The 14,799-nt window shown below is 62.7% G+C and carries 13 protein-coding genes; 1 reads left to right on the forward strand and 12 read right to left on the reverse strand.

All coding sequences use genetic code 11. The features are described from left to right. Window positions 1-99 precede the first annotated feature (99 nt). The 4 genes from ACSG06_RS16950 to ACSG06_RS16965 all read right to left on the reverse strand — a co-directional run bounded on the left by ACSG06_RS16950 (window position 100) and on the right by ACSG06_RS16965 (window position 5,273). Window positions 100-465, reverse strand: coding sequence for a zinc finger domain-containing protein (locus tag ACSG06_RS16950; protein WP_260644188.1), 366 nt, complete (start codon window positions 463-465; stop codon window positions 100-102). 7 nt (window positions 466-472) lie between these two features. Then, entirely contained in the window at window positions 473-1,408 is a 936-nt protein-coding gene (locus ACSG06_RS16955) for an N-6 DNA methylase (protein WP_440991471.1), read from the reverse strand. Continuing rightward, entirely contained in the window at window positions 1,405-2,379 is a 975-nt protein-coding gene (locus ACSG06_RS16960; protein ID WP_440991472.1) for a hypothetical protein, read from the reverse strand. Before ACSG06_RS16960 ends, ACSG06_RS16955 begins: the two co-directional genes overlap by 4 nt. A 113-nt stretch (window positions 2,380-2,492) precedes the next feature. Further along, entirely contained in the window at window positions 2,493-5,273 is a 2,781-nt protein-coding gene (locus ACSG06_RS16965; RefSeq protein ID WP_440991473.1) for a VWA domain-containing protein, read from the reverse strand. Window positions 5,274-5,285: 12 nt separating this feature from the next. Here ACSG06_RS16965 and ACSG06_RS16970 point away from each other — a divergent pair, with 12 nt between their 5' ends. Next, a complete protein-coding gene (locus ACSG06_RS16970; protein ID WP_440991474.1) occupies window positions 5,286-5,414 on the forward strand; it encodes a hypothetical protein in 129 nt (42 codons plus the stop codon). A gap of 61 nt (window positions 5,415-5,475) precedes the next feature. Here ACSG06_RS16970 and ACSG06_RS16975 read toward each other — a convergent pair whose 3' ends face one another. The 8 genes from ACSG06_RS16975 to ACSG06_RS17010 all read right to left on the reverse strand — a co-directional run bounded on the left by ACSG06_RS16975 (window position 5,476) and on the right by ACSG06_RS17010 (window position 14,759). Next, window positions 5,476-7,089: an AAA family ATPase gene (locus ACSG06_RS16975; RefSeq protein ID WP_440991475.1), complete on the reverse strand. Its 1,614-nt coding sequence runs from the start codon at window positions 7,087-7,089 to the stop codon at window positions 5,476-5,478. A 179-nt stretch (window positions 7,090-7,268) separates the two neighbouring features. Beyond that, window positions 7,269-8,834, reverse strand: coding sequence for a hypothetical protein (locus ACSG06_RS16980; RefSeq protein WP_440991476.1), 1,566 nt, complete (start codon window positions 8,832-8,834; stop codon window positions 7,269-7,271). Window positions 8,835-9,393: 559 nt separating this feature from the next. After that, the gene (locus tag ACSG06_RS16985) at window positions 9,394-10,269 is read right to left on the reverse strand and encodes a DUF6166 domain-containing protein (RefSeq protein WP_440991477.1); all 876 of its coding nucleotides are present in this window, start codon (window positions 10,267-10,269) and stop codon (window positions 9,394-9,396) included. A 273-nt stretch (window positions 10,270-10,542) separates the two neighbouring features. After that, window positions 10,543-10,791, reverse strand: a complete 249-nt coding sequence (locus tag ACSG06_RS16990) for a hypothetical protein (RefSeq protein WP_440991478.1) — start codon at window positions 10,789-10,791, stop codon at window positions 10,543-10,545. A gap of 64 nt (window positions 10,792-10,855) precedes the next feature. Further along, window positions 10,856-11,878, reverse strand: a complete 1,023-nt coding sequence (locus ACSG06_RS16995) for a DNA polymerase sliding clamp (RefSeq protein ID WP_440991479.1) — start codon at window positions 11,876-11,878, stop codon at window positions 10,856-10,858. A 311-nt stretch (window positions 11,879-12,189) separates the two neighbouring features. Then, window positions 12,190-12,444 carry a hypothetical protein gene (locus tag ACSG06_RS17000; protein ID WP_440991480.1) on the reverse strand — a complete coding sequence of 85 codons (255 nt, stop codon included), beginning with the start codon at window positions 12,442-12,444 and terminating at the stop codon, window positions 12,190-12,192. Between the two features lie 141 nt (window positions 12,445-12,585). Beyond that, a complete protein-coding gene (locus ACSG06_RS17005; RefSeq protein WP_440991481.1) occupies window positions 12,586-13,683 on the reverse strand; it encodes a transcription initiation factor IIB in 1,098 nt (365 codons plus the stop codon). A 371-nt stretch (window positions 13,684-14,054) separates the two neighbouring features. Then, the gene (locus ACSG06_RS17010) at window positions 14,055-14,759 is read right to left on the reverse strand and encodes a tyrosine-type recombinase/integrase (protein ID WP_440991482.1); all 705 of its coding nucleotides are present in this window, start codon (window positions 14,757-14,759) and stop codon (window positions 14,055-14,057) included. Between the last annotated feature and the right edge of the window lie 40 nt (window positions 14,760-14,799).

A 14,799-nucleotide genomic window follows, 5' to 3' on the forward strand; every position in this document is an offset into this window, starting at 1 on the left:
CGGGGGCGACAAACGGTGGCGGGAACAGTGTCCTACGCAACAAAGTGAAGTCATCTGACGGTCCAATTGTTGCGTAGGACAAGCCGAACTGTCTGCCGGTCACAGTTCCCCGAACGTGAGCTGGCTGGTCGAGTCTGCAGTCTTGCCTTCACGCTCGTTCTCACTTTGGCTCTCACACCCGGCTTCGAGCGTGGTGTTGCTGCTCTTCGAGCCCCTGGTTGCCCCTTTGCTGGGCATTTGCGCGAGCGATTCGGCGCAGATTCCCAGCGGGCAGTCGCCGTAGTGTCCGTCAGCGACGGCGAGCCGGTCGCGAGCGGCGTGTGGGTGGACGAAGTTCCCGCCGTGTCCGGAGGGGCGCTTGCACTTCGTCCCTATGTCGGCTCCACACGTGGGACACCGGATTTCGAGGACGGGATCGCGAGGCCAGGTTCGGTCGCACTTCTTCCGATTACAGGAGACGGTCATCGGGGTGTCACGCGAACTCGTCGAAGCCGACCTGCGCGGTGTTCTCATCGTCGAGGGCGACATCGAGGGCAGACTCAACTCCTGTCGTGTGTGCCGTGGGCGGTTCGGTGACGGGCTCGCCGACTTCACCTCCGTGTTCAGCGTCGGCCTCGTTATCGACGTCGTCCATGGCGTCGTCTACCGACGGTTTGGTCGCGCCGTCGTCGAGTGGCACACCGAAGAAGCGAGCCAACACACGATCACGCCCGTCGGCATCGAGGGCTTTCACTGGGTGGTCGCCACGGGCGAGTTGGGCGACGCTGACGAACCAGACGCGGTGAGCCTCGAGTTTCAGGGCATCACCGAGCAAGACGTACCCGGTGAGGTCGTTGAGGACGAAGTTCAGAACCGCCATTTTCGCGCAGATCGGGTCTTTGTCGTAGCCCAGGAAGACGGCGGGGGCCTCCGGAGCGATTTCGCGGAGGCGGTTCGCGGTATCGACGATGAGTCGGCCACTTCCACAGCCGGAGACGTCTCCGATGACGAGCAGGTCTTCGGGGGTGGCCTCGCGGAGGTCCTCACCATCGGGGAGGTTCATCGCTGCCATCGCGCGGCTCACCGCCCCCGGCGTGAAGTACTGGGCGAAGTGACTGCTCGTCAGGCCGTAGTGTTCGTACACGCCGCCGAGAACGTCTTCGTTGGTCTGTTCCATCGCGAGGACGAGTCCCCCGAGGGCGTTTGCGTGCTGAGTTGCGAGCTCTCGGACGGTGTCTTCATCGCGACCGTCGTTTGCATACCGGGCGAGCGGTTTTTGATACGCGTCTTCGTCGCCGCTGAAACTGGCGAGGGCGAGGTCGATCCAATCCGAGAACACTTGATACGGCGAATTGCCGGTCTGCTGGCTGATGGCGTCGAGTGGGTCGGTGACGAGTTTCCGATGTTCGCGTTCGAGCAGCGTCGTCATCGGTGACAGCCCTCCGCTCGGGATTGGTGTGAGACCGCGATTTCGGGGCTGACGAAGCGCCGCGCTCGGTGCGGGACGTCGATGCCCCGGGAGACGGGGAGGAAGATCGAGTCGCGGCCACCGCAGACGACGCTCGCGAGCAGTTCGTGTTTGCACATCACGCGCCACGGGGCTGACTGTTTGTACGGACAGGCGCAGGTCAGGGCGTCACCCCACGGGATGAGAGGGTACTGGCTGCCGCTTTGGTATTCGCCGACCAGGAGCGGGGTAGGGAGGTCGATGCCGTAGTCAGCGAGTCGGACGGGGTCATCGGTCTGGGTATGCGAGAGCGCGGATTCTCGGAGGACGTACGTGGAATCGAGGGTGCGGTCGCGAGCGTAGGCGTCGGGGTCGGTGTCGTCGTCGACGAGGACCATCCCGACGAAGGCGTTGTGTTCGAGGAGGCGATCGGCGTCGGGTGCGGGCCCGATACACGCCTCGATGAGCGAGCCGTACGACGAGTCCTTGAGGACCTGACTGAGGTTTGGCCCGGGGATGAGTTCGCGATACCATTTCTCGCGGCGCTGGCGTTCTTCCTCGAGAGCCTGTTCGGGGTTGGGTTGTTCGCGAGCGATTCGGAGGCGCGCTGCTAGGAAGGCCGGGGCATCTGCGAGGACGGCGTCGTTGTCGACGTGGTCGTAGAATCGCTTCTCCTCGTGAATACGAGCGGCACAGGAGGTTTCGGCGTAGGCGAGGCCGAGTGGTTTCTGCTTGACGCCCTGCCAGGGGAGGGTGGCGGGGTCGGTCGGGTCGTACTTCCAGGGGTTGTAGCTGCCGAGAAGTTGGTCGCGGCGGACGGGGCCACCGCGGATGAAGTCGAGGCGGATCTGGTGTTCGATCGGTTCGACGTTGGCCGGGTCGCGTTCGACGTCGTACTCGTATTCTCGGTCGGTGTGGGCGAGCGCCCCCGGCGGGAGGACGAGACTGGGCACGTTGCCGTCGGCTGTATAGAGTGTTCGACAGGACATAATTCGGTGACTGGTGCGGGCGTCGGAGGGACGCCCCGCTACCGTTTCGGGGGCGACAAATTGGCTAGGAGTGACTCTCAGAGACCGGCGAGGAGACTGGCGAACTGGTCGAGTCTGTCGTCGAGACGCTCAGGCGAATAGACTGTTTCCTGGCGCTCGTAGTAGGCCGCGAGTTCTGAGGCCGAACCTGAGAGCGTGCCGGGTTCGGTGTCAGTCGCGATGGTGAGCGAACAAACGGGAGCGTACGCCCGGCGGATGACGTCTTTCACGGCGTCAGCTGAGGTCTGATCGTCACCGACGCTGATAATGAGCGGTTCATCCTGCTGGGATTCGACGAGGTCGTTCGCGAGGGCAATCGCATCGGCGAGTGGCGTTCCTCCACCACAAGAGGTATCGAGAAGGGATGACTGGACGTGTCGCGTCTCGATGCTGAACGGCTTGACGAGGCGGGCGTTGCCGTGGATGAAGTCGATAATCGCGACACGAATACCGAGAGTCTCAGCGGCGAGGGCAAACCGAGTGAGAGCCTGGGTTGCCACCTCTATCTTCGCGGGTGACCCGCCTCGCATCGACCCCGAGCGGTCGAGGATGAGGACGAGGGCATACTGTTTCTCGTTGCCTATCGTCCGGCTCTTGCAGACCCGGGAGTCACCGATGGCGAGGCGGTGGCCGGCGCGAGTGTCGTAGGCTCCGGCAGAGAGTCCGCGTCGCGTGCTCTTGCGGCGATCGAGTCGGAGATACATTTCGAGCGTGTCCGCAACGCGGCCAGCGCCGTCTTCGATGGCAGCCCACGCATGGGGTGGGACAAGATCGTCAGCCACAGGCAGGATTTCGAGGTCGGTGAGGCTCTCCGGAGAGTATCCTACCCCTCCACGCTGTCCGCTGTTCTCCTCACGTTCGGTATCCGGTGTCTGCTGGCGGCGTTGATGGTCGAGGTGGTCAGCGAGCGCGTCGAGTTCGTCTTCGAGTGCCCGTTCGTCGACTTGTTCGCGGTCGGCTTCGGTGCGGGCTGCACGCTCGTCGCCGGCGAGGGCGTCTTCGTACGCTGCCTGCTCGTCGCGCTGTGACCGTGAAGAACTCTGTGCGTGGGCTGGCCCGGCGGGGAGATCCTGCGTCTGGTCGGCCACGCTACCCGTAGAACTCGTAGAACCTGTGGTCTCTGTACCACCCGCGTCTCCAGTCTCCTCACCGCCCTCGACATCGACGCCGGGGGAGCCACTCTCGCTTTCACCCTCACCACCACTTGCACTCTCACGCTCGCTGGACGACGGCGAGTCTTCGATGTCGTCCTCGGTACGAGGTTGATGTTCGTCCTCGAAGTTGCCGAGCGTGAGCTGGTTACGCTGTTCTCGAGAACGGTCGCTCCCCGCCGAGTCATCTGCTCCAGATGAGTCAGCGGGATTCGGTTGCACTCTTGACTCGTCTCCAGCACAGGGGTCTGTTTCTGTTTTCGTTCCGTTAGCGGCTCCCGCTTTCTCGCGTTCTCGAGCCCGCCTGGTGGCTTGAGCAATCACCTGTGCCCGAGTCGGAGACTCAGGTGTAGAATCGATGCTTGAGGGATCGCTGGTGTCACTGTCAAGTCTCTGGTCGCCATCACCGCTGGCGTCGCTCCCACTGTCACTGGTTCCGGGAGAGGGTGCTCCAGCCGCACCGCCAGCGTCGGTGGCGCTATTGGTGCCATCCACGTTGTCGGGGGTCGTCTTAGAGTGCTCGGCGTCGACGTCGTCGGGATGGGGGTCAGCCGTGACTTGCGGTTGCTCGAAGATGTTCTGATGGGGGTCGTCAGTCGCCTCTCGTGAGAGCGTGACCTCGTTTGGATCGAAGTTTTCGGGCAGAGATGGCTCGGCGTTCTCACCGGGCGTGGCTGAGGCGTCCGGTGTGGCGTTCTGAGGCTGTCCGTTTCCACTGGAGATCTCGCCGCCACCGTCAGGATTGGACGCCGACTCGGAGCGGCCTGTGGCGTCTCCGCCAGGATCCTGCTGTTGTCTCTGTTCGTCGCCGTCGTGCTCCTGAGATTGCCCTTGGCCGTCTCCCCCCGCTTGCTCGTTGTCTCGGGCCTGCTGGCGGTTTCGAGTGTCGGCCTCGAGGACGGGCTGGATATGGTCGGTCCAGGTCTGAATGACGCGGCGGGCGCGACGGACGGAGGCGGTCTTGTCGTGGGTGTGGGTCGTGTCGTCGCTGTCGGCACTCCGAATCGCGAGTGCGTCACGCGAGAGGGCGCACAGTTCGGTGTGGATGGCCTCGAACGCGTCGCGGTCGGCCTCGCCTTTGAAGCGGACTCTGTCGTCGGCCTCGTCGAGGAGGACAGCCGTGGTACCGGTCGGATAGATGGCTTCGTCATAGAGACACGAGGTGACGGCGTCCCAGAACGAGTAGCGAACCTCCTGTCCGTCGGGGATGTCGTCGGGCGTCTGTGAGTGGAGTCGGCGGGTCAGTTCGAGGCGGATGCCAGCGTTGTCGCTGAAGTTCTCGCCGTGGATGGCTTCGCTCTCGATTGCGCTGTCTTCGATGATGTTGATGAGGTCGTGGACCTGCACGTGATACTGCGAGTCGATTTCGGTGTCGAGTAGCTCACCGATGGCGGTGATCGCCGTTTTGAGGATGTGCAGGAGTTCGTGGAAGGCGAGGCCGAACTGGTGGGCGTGGTCGGCGGTGAGTTGGTCGTTGAGCGGGATTCGCGTGAGGTCGGCTTCGTTCCCGGTGACGAGCACGAGATAGTCAGCCTCGACGCCGGCGAGGAACTGTTCGGCCTGAGCGCGTTCGATGTCGGTGGCGTCTGAGGAGACGATGGCGTCGACGTCGGCCGGGAGGACGGCGGCAGTCTGGACGCCGGATGTGATGACGACGTCGACGGTCACCTCATCGGGGAGATGACCGAGGATGAACTCGCGGAGTCGGTCAGCGCGCTGTGTGGAGATGCGGGCTCTGGTCGCGGCCTGTGGCGTGAGGTCGTCGACGATCTGTTGGTGATTGCGATCTCGGTGGCGGTGGCTAAGTGACATGAGTTGGATGGGACGAACCCCCTCGTCGACGCGGGGGCGCACAAACGTGCAGAGTCCATTAGAGGAAGTCGTTGAGCGTTTCGTAGGCATCCTCGGGATACTGATTCGGTTCTGCGACCGCCCAGAGCTCGTTTTTCGTCGCGGCCTTCGGTGACGCTCCATCCTCGATGTGCTCGCAGAGAATGGTGAGGTTCCGAGTCGACAGCGTCGGCCAGGATTCGTTCTGCCGCGTCTGGTGAGCGAACTGGACGATCTTCCGGAGCGTCGGGCGGTCCACCACGACGTCCGTACTGTTGACCTGGCGGTCGAGCGTCTCGACCTCTTCTTCGACATCCTGGATGTAGGGTTGCTCGAAGCCTCGGAACCGGCCTCGAGTGGCGGAGTTCATCGGCTCGGAGTCACGGTACTCTCTGGTGGGCGGGTTCATCGTGATGACGAGTCGCGCAGAGGGGTGGGGCTCAACGAGTTCTCCGTGGGATTTGACGAGGAGCGTACCCTCGTTCAGGAGCCGGTGGAGGGCGATGGCCGCGCCAGCCTGCATGACGGGGAACTCGTTGATGACGATTGTATCGCCGTTCAGCAGTCCTTGTTTCACGGCGCCGTTGCGGGGCACGATGACGTCGCCATCGGGAACGAGCGGCCCGAAAAGGTCCTCGGGTTCGGTCGCTCGATCGACGTCGATGGACTGGTAGCCACGGTTCGTCTTGTGACAGAGGTACTTGAGCAGGTAGTTCTTCCCCGATCCCCGGGGGCCAACAACTCTGACGGGGACGAGTCCGCGGGCGAGTTTCTTCGCGATGAGTTCGTCCAGCGGGAGCTGGAGGCGGGGGTCAATGGGGACGGCGGGCGGGATGACCTCACCGTGTTCGTCGATAGGGAGAGCATCGTAGCTCGCATCGGGATGGGTCGCGGCCTTCGGGACGCTGGGATGGTCAGGATTGTCGAGGATGTGGAGACCCGTGGGAACGGGAGTCCCGGCGTTGCGTCCGATGTTGGAGACGTACATCCCGCGTTCGTCGTCGGGGTCCCAGCCTTCGGCTAAGAAGCGCGGTTCGCCGACGGATTCGGTGACGAGCGAGAGGTCGGTGACGCGGGCTTCACCGAGGCCGGTGTCTGGATTGCTCCGTTGGCTGTAGTAGGCGGCGGCTCGCTGTGCGAGGCGGTGCCCGATGGGGACGTGTCGCTGGGCTTCTTTGAGGAGATTCTCGGCGCGGCTCTCGGTGAGGGTTCCGGTGAGGCCGGCGATGTCGTTGGTGCTGGCGCTCGCGAGTGCGGTGAAATCATCGTAGCCGGCGTCGTGGAGGGCGTCGTTGATCGAGTCGGTGACGACGCTGATGACGCGGAAGTCTGCGCCGGTGTCGTGTTGGAGTTCGCCAAAGGCATCGGTGATGACCTGTGGTTCGGGCCCCTGTGGTGAGACGCCGGCGATAGTGGCGCTTCCGCTCTGTGACCGATTCAGCGTGTAGATGCCTGCGTCTGCGCCGTCGTCGATGAGGTCGGCGGCGTCCTGGTCGGAGAGGTCGGCGTAGTCAGAGACGCGGAGGGTAACGCGTTCGACGGGGATGTTTCCGCCTTCGCGCTGTAGGAGTCGATTCACGAGGTGCGAGAGGATGACCTGCTCCTCGGGGCTGTCTGGACTGTCGGGACTACCGGATGTCGTGGTTGAGGACATGGGGTTAAGTTTGCGAGGCTGAGTCTGTTCGGCTCCTCCACGCTTCCGGGAGCGACAAACGATACTCAAATTCACACTCCGGCCACGTGCAACGGTCGGTGGCTGGAGGCGGCCTCCGGTGACTCGAGAGAGGCCATCTGCGGTGCGTTCGAGAGGCTTTCAGACCCGCTGTGAGTGGGCTAGGCGTCGCCAAGCCGCTGCTGGAGTCGGTCTTGGACGCGCTGGGCCTGCTGGTCGGTGAGGTCAGCTTCGGTATCGACGCTGATGCCGGGAATATCGACGATGTCCTCGAGAGCGTCTGAGAGCGTCTGTTGACTCTCAGGGAGGATTCGTTCGGCATCCGTATCGGCACGCCGGTCGTGTTCCTGCATCGCGAGCTGAATCATCATCGCGGGCTTCCTGAACAGTTCTCCGGCGACTTCGAGATACTCCTGGTAGGAGTTCGAGGCCATCGAGCCGTCATATTCCTCGAGAAGTGCGATGAGCAACGAGAGCTGGATATTGAAGACGGTGGGGCGGTGTGCGGGCTTGGCGATTGAGGTTGCACGCTCGGCGGCGCGCTCGGCGTATTTGAACGCGACCCCCCAGTACGTGTAGCAGTCTTCGAGCGAGAAGGGAAGGTCGTCGAAGTCGTAGGCGATGGCGCGGGTCCGTCGGATGGCGGTATCGACTTCGATCATCCGCGTGTCGATGTCGTCGTAGATGTTCCGCCACCACTCGCTGATGGGAACGCGGCCCTGTTTGCGCTCGTGGGCGGCGTTCGTCGCCTGCCCATAGTGGCGTCGCGTGTAGCGCTCACCCATATCGGGGAGGACTGTCCCCGAGTCGGGGAAGAACAGGATGGGCCTCGCCCAGAGTGTTTGCGTGCCTCGGAAGTCGTATCCTGTTTGAAACCCGCCGTAAACAACTGTCTCCGGGGCATCGGAGTCGGAGTGGGGGTCGGTCTCTGCATCACTCGTGTCACTGTCGGTCTGAGCGGCGCTGACGAAGCTCGTGATACTGTCTTCGTCGACGGCGTCCTCGAGGTCTGCTTCCCCACCGGAGACGACGTGGCGGAGGCTGGGACAGATGACGACCATTTTGAGCAGGCCGCCCCAGTCGCGGTAGGACACCCATCCGAAGGCGTCGGTTTCGCCCCGTTGCTGGAGCGCACTGATGATGGGGAGATACGCGTCCTGTGGGTTGATGATGCTATAGGAGTCGCTGGCGATCTGCCAGCGGAATTTGACGTCGTAGCCCAGGGCGTTCAATGCTTTCCGGCGGTCGTCGACGATATCCTTGTGGTCACGGACGCGAACGACGGCGTCGGCGCTACTTCCAGCGGCGAGGTCCTCGAGTGAGCGACCAGTGGCGGCTTCGAGGGCGTCGATATCGAGTCCATACACATCGCGGATGGCGGTGGTATCGACGCGGCCGCTCGTCTCGACGAAGTCGTTGGTCGCCCAGAGTTCACCTGAACTGGCCTTCGGCAGGACGCGAATCGCCTCTTTGAACGAGCGAGGTGAATCGGCGAGACACCGGGTTTCCGGTGGGATTTCGTCGGGATACGACCCGATGTCGGTCTCAGTGAGGCCGGCGAAGTTGATGTCGGTCTCTCGGGTGAGGAGATCGGCTAGGGCGACGGCTGGGCGGTCAATCACCCCGGACGCGTCCCCGCTGTTCGCGTGCTGGGTTTCGTTATTGTTCTCGGCCTCGGTCGAGGCGGGCGATTCGGTATCGGACGTGGTGGTGGGTTCTGTGGACATTGGAGTGGAGTGTTTCCTCGTACGAAAAGTGGCAACCGCCAATGGGTAGGACAGCGGTTGTTGAGAGAGACCGGAGAACGGAGGTGGAAGCGCGGTCGGGGGCGGTGCAATGGTTCGAGAAGAGACGGACGAAGAGAGGTCAGGACAGGAGCCTCAGCGGAGAGGGGAGAGGAGATCGCCTTGAACAGGAAAGTGGTGCCTCTGACGAATGGCGTACCGGTGCGTCCTCTGTAGGGGAGAAAGAACGGAGGGTGTTCCGTTCTGAGGACGGAGGGCGAGTTGTGGTACACCCACGCGGAACCGCACTGGGCCGTTTGTGTCGGCACAACGCGCTAGGAACGCTCTGTGTGGACGTCCGCCCTCCACCGCATCCGGGGGAGACAAAACGAGTCCTACGCAACGGCTAGACCGACCGGCGAGTGTAGTCTGTTGCGTAGGAACGAGCAGACTGTAGGTCGCGACTCCCAGCTCGACGGACGGGGAGGAGAGGAAGAACTCAAGAGAACATGTAGAACCCGTGTTCTACGGGTACTGTGGAGGGCGGGAGCGAGCTGTGGCGTCAGGCATCATCACCGTCTGCGAGGGCGCTCCGGAACGTCTGTTGGGCGCTTTCCCCGCCCGTGGCTTCCGAAAGCGTCATCTCCCGGCCTTCGTGTTCGGGGATGTACTCTTCGCCACCGAAGTACTGGACGAGGCCGGGGCGAGCGGCGGTGAGTTTCTTCGCGGTCGCTTTGCTGATGCCGTTTAATCGGTCATGGTGACGACCGAAGCAGATCCAGCCGGCGAAGTCGCCCATCGTGTCGAACTCGCGGACGAGCGTACTGCGGGCGTTCGAGGGAATGGAGAGGCCCGGAACCCGATACAGGGTACTCGAGGAGACGGAGGCGGTACTCGGGTCTTCCTCACCGTTCCAGATGGCGAGGAGACGACGGAGGTTGTCGCGCCGGTTGCCGCTGGGCCAGAGGACTTCGTCGAATTTCTCTGCGAGTGCGATCTCCTCAGCGTACGTGATGGTGTCGAGGTCGACGTCCTCGAGAGCGGGCATAGCCTCTGGACTGGGGGCGGTATTCGCTGGATAGTCGCGACCGTCGATGGCACGGACGTAGTCTGGACTGCGGAAGTCGCTCCGCTTGATTTCCCAGGTGTCTTCGGTGAGTTCGCGCCGGACGAAGTTCTCGGCGAACAGGTGGTGGTGTTCGACGGCGTAGTCCACGCCTTTGTACGGGGCGAGGAGCGCGATGGCGAGTTGGCAGGCTTTCTCGTCGGAGGCGTTGGGGCCCCAATCGAAGCCGCCGGGGGCAACGCGATGGACGAACAGATGCTTATCCAAGAGGTTCTCCCCGGAGTACACGAAGTTGCCTCCGATGGAGCGTTCGCCTCGGTACGGTTCGGTCTTCCACTTGATCTTTCTGGAGTAGTCGGTTTTGGCTGGCATGGTGTGGGGTGAGGTGGTTAGCCGGTGGCGTGCTCGGATGTAGGCGGGCCGGTCGGTGCGGCGCCGTGGTCGCGGTGGTGATAGATGAGGTACTCGTCGCTGCGGAGGAACTCGAGGACACAGAAAGCACATCCGGCGTGGTTGGCGGGCCAGCTGTCGAGTCGGTACAGCGTGTGCGAGTTCCACCGACAATACGGACATTTACGTTGGTCGTCGGATTCGGATTCGGATTCAACGAGCGAGAGTGGCGCTGCGTAACGGTCGAGAGCCATCTCAGCCGAGTGCCCCGGTGGGATTGGTGTTGTTCTGGGTGGATTCGCTCGGCGTCCCAAGGCAGGAATCGTCGTCGAGGGTGAGGTTGAGGTGGTGTTCGCCGACAGGGGTCTCGGGCGTGTCCGGATGAAAGACGCGGATGGTGATGGCGTCCTTGCGGGCGGTGCGGTCGATGGTGACGATGAAGTCGTCGCCGAAGCGAACGTCGGCGTAGGTTTCGCCGTCGCTGAGGGTGGTGAGGGAGTTCATGAGAATCGGGGGGGTGCACGGAGCGCGGTGGTGGGTATGCGATACGACGTGGTGGGCGCGTCGACTAGTCGCTCTGGATACGCGGAGCGAGCATGGCGAGGACGTCGCATTCGCCGTCACTGAACTCGTACTCGAACATCATCGGGAAGTCGCTCCCGAAGGTGAGCGTGATCTCCGTGCCCTTGGGGAACTGTTTGGAGATGTCGTTGACATAGTCGAGGCTGTAGAGTGCGTTGCCGTCAGCGGCCGTGAGCGCGACGAGGTCGTCATCTGCGAGTTCGAGACTGACGTTGTCGGTGTCGCCTTCGGCTTCGATGTAGACGGTGGTCTCGGCCTCGTCACAGCGGAAGCGGATGTGGTCAGAGACCATATCGGCGGCCTTGACGCCACGCGAGATTTGTGCTTCCTCGAGCGTGAGGGAGATGGGCAGGTTCATCTCGGGGATTTCGGGCTCTTTGCGGATGCTGTCGGGGTCGATGAGCGCCATCGTGAACTCGACGCCGTCGATGTGAATGACGAGCTTGAACGACGTGGTGTTGAACGAGAGTTGGACGAGGTCGTTTTTCTTGGCGAGTTTGAGGACTTCCTCGAAGCGTTCGAGGTTGACACCGAGGACGCCCTCGGTAGCGTCGTAGGACTCGAAAGCGCCGGCTGCGAGAGAGACGTCGTACATCGCGACGTTGGCGGGGTCGACGGCTCGGGTGTGGATACCGTCTGGGCCGACGCGAATTTTCGCTTCGTCGACGATGGCGCGAAGCGTGCTGACGAATTCCTTGATCTCTCCGCCCTTGATGGCGGCGGTGAACTGCTGGGGCGGGCTCGTGACGACCTCTGCTTCGTCGTCGCCACCTTCGCTTTCTGGTTCGGCCTCCGTCTCCCCCTCGGTTTCGCTCTCGGCGGCTTCGTCTCCGTCTCCGTCAGTGTCAGTGTCAGTGTCGACGCTGGGGTCGGATTCCGGTTCGGCCTCGGGTTCCGGGTGGGTGTCGATCTCGGATTCTGATTCGGCTTCAGGTTCGGTTTCAGATTCGAGGTCGGGAGTAGTCGCGGGCTGTGCATCGGCGGTGTCGGATTCGATGTTGGTACTCATCGGTTTCGAGCGTGTTCGGGTGGTTGGTCTGCGTCGGTGCGGTTCTGGGTGTTCGACCGTGCGTCGGTGGTCGAACTCGGCAGCTCGTCGTGTCGGTTGAGGAGTTGGCGAGCGAGCAACGCAGTCACGGTGTGGATAATGCTCATCTCTGTCCCCTCACCGCCCTTAGGGGGCCAAAACTGAGCGTCGGTGTCGCACGTGGGGGAACCGGCGTTGGTGAGAGTGATCGCGCAGGACGATACTGAGGCGATGGTCTGGGGTGCTGGCTGCGAGCTGTCGGCTCTCGGAGTCGGGGGCTGTCGACGTACTCGTCATGGTTGAGACTCGGAGGTGGAGTTCGAGTGTGACTGTGCGTTCGTCTCGGGGAAGTCGATGGCGTCAGGGTCGGTAGCGATGGAGCGGGCGGCCCGGTCGAGTTCGACTTCGTCGATGGCGATGCTGATTAGCGCCTCGAATGCGTCGTCGTAGGCTTGCTGGGCCGGGTTCGGATCGGACGCGGCATCGAGACGCTGTCGGAGTGCGGTCTGGAAGCGATTCGCTGCACGGTGGTGGCTGAGTGTGCCCATTCTGGGTGTCCTCCACCGAGTCCGAGGGAGACAAACGAGGCGGTGGATTACTCCTACGCAACAGAGTGGAGTGGATTGTCGGTCCAAGTGTTGCGTAGGACGATGAACCTGCGCGGAGCGATGCCGCGCCGACCGACCGGGCTACCCGAGGTAGTCGTCGAGATTGCCGTCTGGATCGGGGAGATCACCGGCCTCGTCGAGCGAGAGAAGTTCCCGGCGGATGTTCCGGATGGTCGTTGGAGTGGAGAAGCCTGCGTCGGCGAGTCGCTGCTGTGTGAGCCGGAGGTTGGTGAGCTCGCTTTCATCGTGAGCGTGATAGAGGCACGCGGCGGCGACCCCGGCGGGCTGTCGGCCGTTGGCGAGGACACCGACAGGGGGGGCGGTGACGAGTTGGTGGGCTCGTCGTTCGACTCGGGGGTGGGCGTCGACGGCGTTGGCGAGTCGAGGGAGGAAGTCCTGCGGGAGCGGCGGTGGCGTTGCGAGTTCGAACTCGCGATTCAGCAGTCGATAGGCGCTTTTGATATCGGATTCGCCGACGCGGGCAACGGCGGCGAGTTCCTCGAGGAACCGTGGCAGGCGTTCGAGGCGACAGGCGGCGAAGATGCTGGCGGTCCCGATGGCTTCGATGGAGCGCCCACGGAGGAGATTGCGCTCCCAGGCGTCGCGAAAGAGTCTCGCAGCGCGGTCGTGGATCGGTGCGGGGAGTTCGGCCGCACTCACGAGACGGGCGATTTCGCCAAGACCGGTACGGAGCGATTGGTCGTGAGTGGTACTCGCCTTCGCGCGGTCGTCCCATTTGCGAAGGCGTTTGAACTGGCGCTGTGTCTTCGATGAGAGTTCGTTTCCGTAGCCGTCGCGGTAGGAGCCAATCTCGGTCGGGAGTCCCTTGTCGTGGCGTCTGATGGTCGTAGGAGCCCCGCCCCGGGCGGGTTGCCGTTCGCCATCGGCAGTTGTCTCCCACTGGAGTTCCCGATCCAGGATGTCTCGGGCGACCACGAGGCCGCACGCCTGACAGAAGGTTTCAGTCTCGTCGACGACGAGGTGTTCGTCGGTCGCACACTCGGGGCAAATTGGGTCACCGACCGGTTGGGTGCGTTTGGGCGCCAATTTCTGGGCTGACGACGGCTCGGAGTCGATAGCTGGGGCGAGTCCCCGCTGGTGGGTACCGAGGGGGCTGCCGGACGGATGGGGCCCGGGACGGGCGTTGCTGTTCGCGGTCTCAAGATAGCGTTGGGACATGGAGAGTGGTGAGGAAGGGGACGGAAGAGACCAGGAAAGGGCAGTTCGACCCCTCTAGCGAAGCGGGGACAATAAACTGAGAGCGATCAATAGTCAGCGCAAACCCAATATCACGTTGTTTTGATGCCTCGATCAATGATCGGTGTCAGCAGTCCTGCTGAAATGAGGGTGCGTGTGCCATGTCTTGATATATAGGGTTGCAAATTACATTATATTTATTACATTTCATCATCTTCATAGAGATGCTGGTCAGAGGTGCTCCCCTTCCCACCCCCCGTTGACGCCTCTATTGCCGCCGAAATAGAGACCAGCAACGTGTTAAACACACCCTCTGTCTCTCGCAGACTGGTACTGAGAGACGATTGAGGGGGCTATCGGTGGTGTACTCGACGCAGGGCATCCGCTGTCGCTGTCCCCGATATGCGGATATACTTCTGGGCAGTCGCCAGATCGCTCCATCCCATGAGCGCTTGGAGTGGCACCGGCGCGACACCCTTGTACGCATGGTAACTGGCGGCAGTTGCCCGCAGGCAGTGTGGATAGACACGACCTGGTAGGTCGGCCTCGGTTGCTGCAGCCTGTATTCGCCTGTTGATTGTTGAGCGTGAGCGCGGAAACGCATCGTACCGATTGGCGAAGCGTTCGAGACACAGCTCCAACCGCAGTGTGAGGTCGAACGGGATGAGCCGAGCCGAAGCCACCGTCTTCGGATGCCACCGTGACTGGATAGCCCCCTCGACAGACAGCCCACTGTTGTGGGTCGCCTCCTGTCGAGCTTGTCGTTGGCAGTACCCGCACTGACACGGTTCGTGCTGTGGAATGCGAATCGTTCGACGGTTCCAGTTCACCCACGTCGTCTGAAAGTGCGCAATCTCACCAGCGCGAAGCCCGAGTCGACCCGCGAGGAGACAAATGAATCGTGCTTCGAAATCGTGCGGTGCTGGAAGGACTGAGCAGGCCTCAAGCAGGAGTTCGAACTGGCGGTCAGTTAGGACATCCTCGTGGGTATGCCGGGTCGTGAGCGCCCGCCGATGACGATCCGCCCATTCGGTTGCAGGTTGGTTGTGGTGGGACACTCGTGGCTATCCTCATGCTGGCGGATTGGGGGTTCCGTCA

The organism is Haloarchaeobius baliensis (assembly GCF_052060055.1).
GTDB lineage: Archaea > Halobacteriota > Halobacteria > Halobacteriales > Natrialbaceae > Haloarchaeobius > Haloarchaeobius baliensis.

Coding starts and splice junctions, on each gene's coding strand:
- ACSG06_RS16970 (WP_440991474.1), top strand. CDS start 5,286: ATGACCGAGGATGAACTCGCGGAGTCGGTCAGCGCGCTGTGTGGAGAT.
- ACSG06_RS16995 (WP_440991479.1), bottom strand. CDS start 11,878: ATGAGTACCAACATCGAATCCGACACCGCCGATGCACAGCCCGCGACT.
- ACSG06_RS16980 (WP_440991476.1), bottom strand. CDS start 8,834: ATGTCCACAGAACCCACCACCACGTCCGATACCGAATCGCCCGCCTCG.
- ACSG06_RS16990 (WP_440991478.1), bottom strand. CDS start 10,791: ATGAACTCCCTCACCACCCTCAGCGACGGCGAAACCTACGCCGACGTT.
- ACSG06_RS16955 (WP_440991471.1), bottom strand. CDS start 1,408: ATGACGACGCTGCTCGAACGCGAACATCGGAAACTCGTCACCGACCCA.
- ACSG06_RS17000 (WP_440991480.1), bottom strand. CDS start 12,444: ATGGGCACACTCAGCCACCACCGTGCAGCGAATCGCTTCCAGACCGCA.
- ACSG06_RS16950 (WP_260644188.1), bottom strand. CDS start 465: ATGACCGTCTCCTGTAATCGGAAGAAGTGCGACCGAACCTGGCCTCGC.
- ACSG06_RS16975 (WP_440991475.1), bottom strand. CDS start 7,089: ATGTCCTCAACCACGACATCCGGTAGTCCCGACAGTCCAGACAGCCCC.
- ACSG06_RS17005 (WP_440991481.1), bottom strand. CDS start 13,683: ATGTCCCAACGCTATCTTGAGACCGCGAACAGCAACGCCCGTCCCGGG.
- ACSG06_RS16985 (WP_440991477.1), bottom strand. CDS start 10,269: ATGCCAGCCAAAACCGACTACTCCAGAAAGATCAAGTGGAAGACCGAA.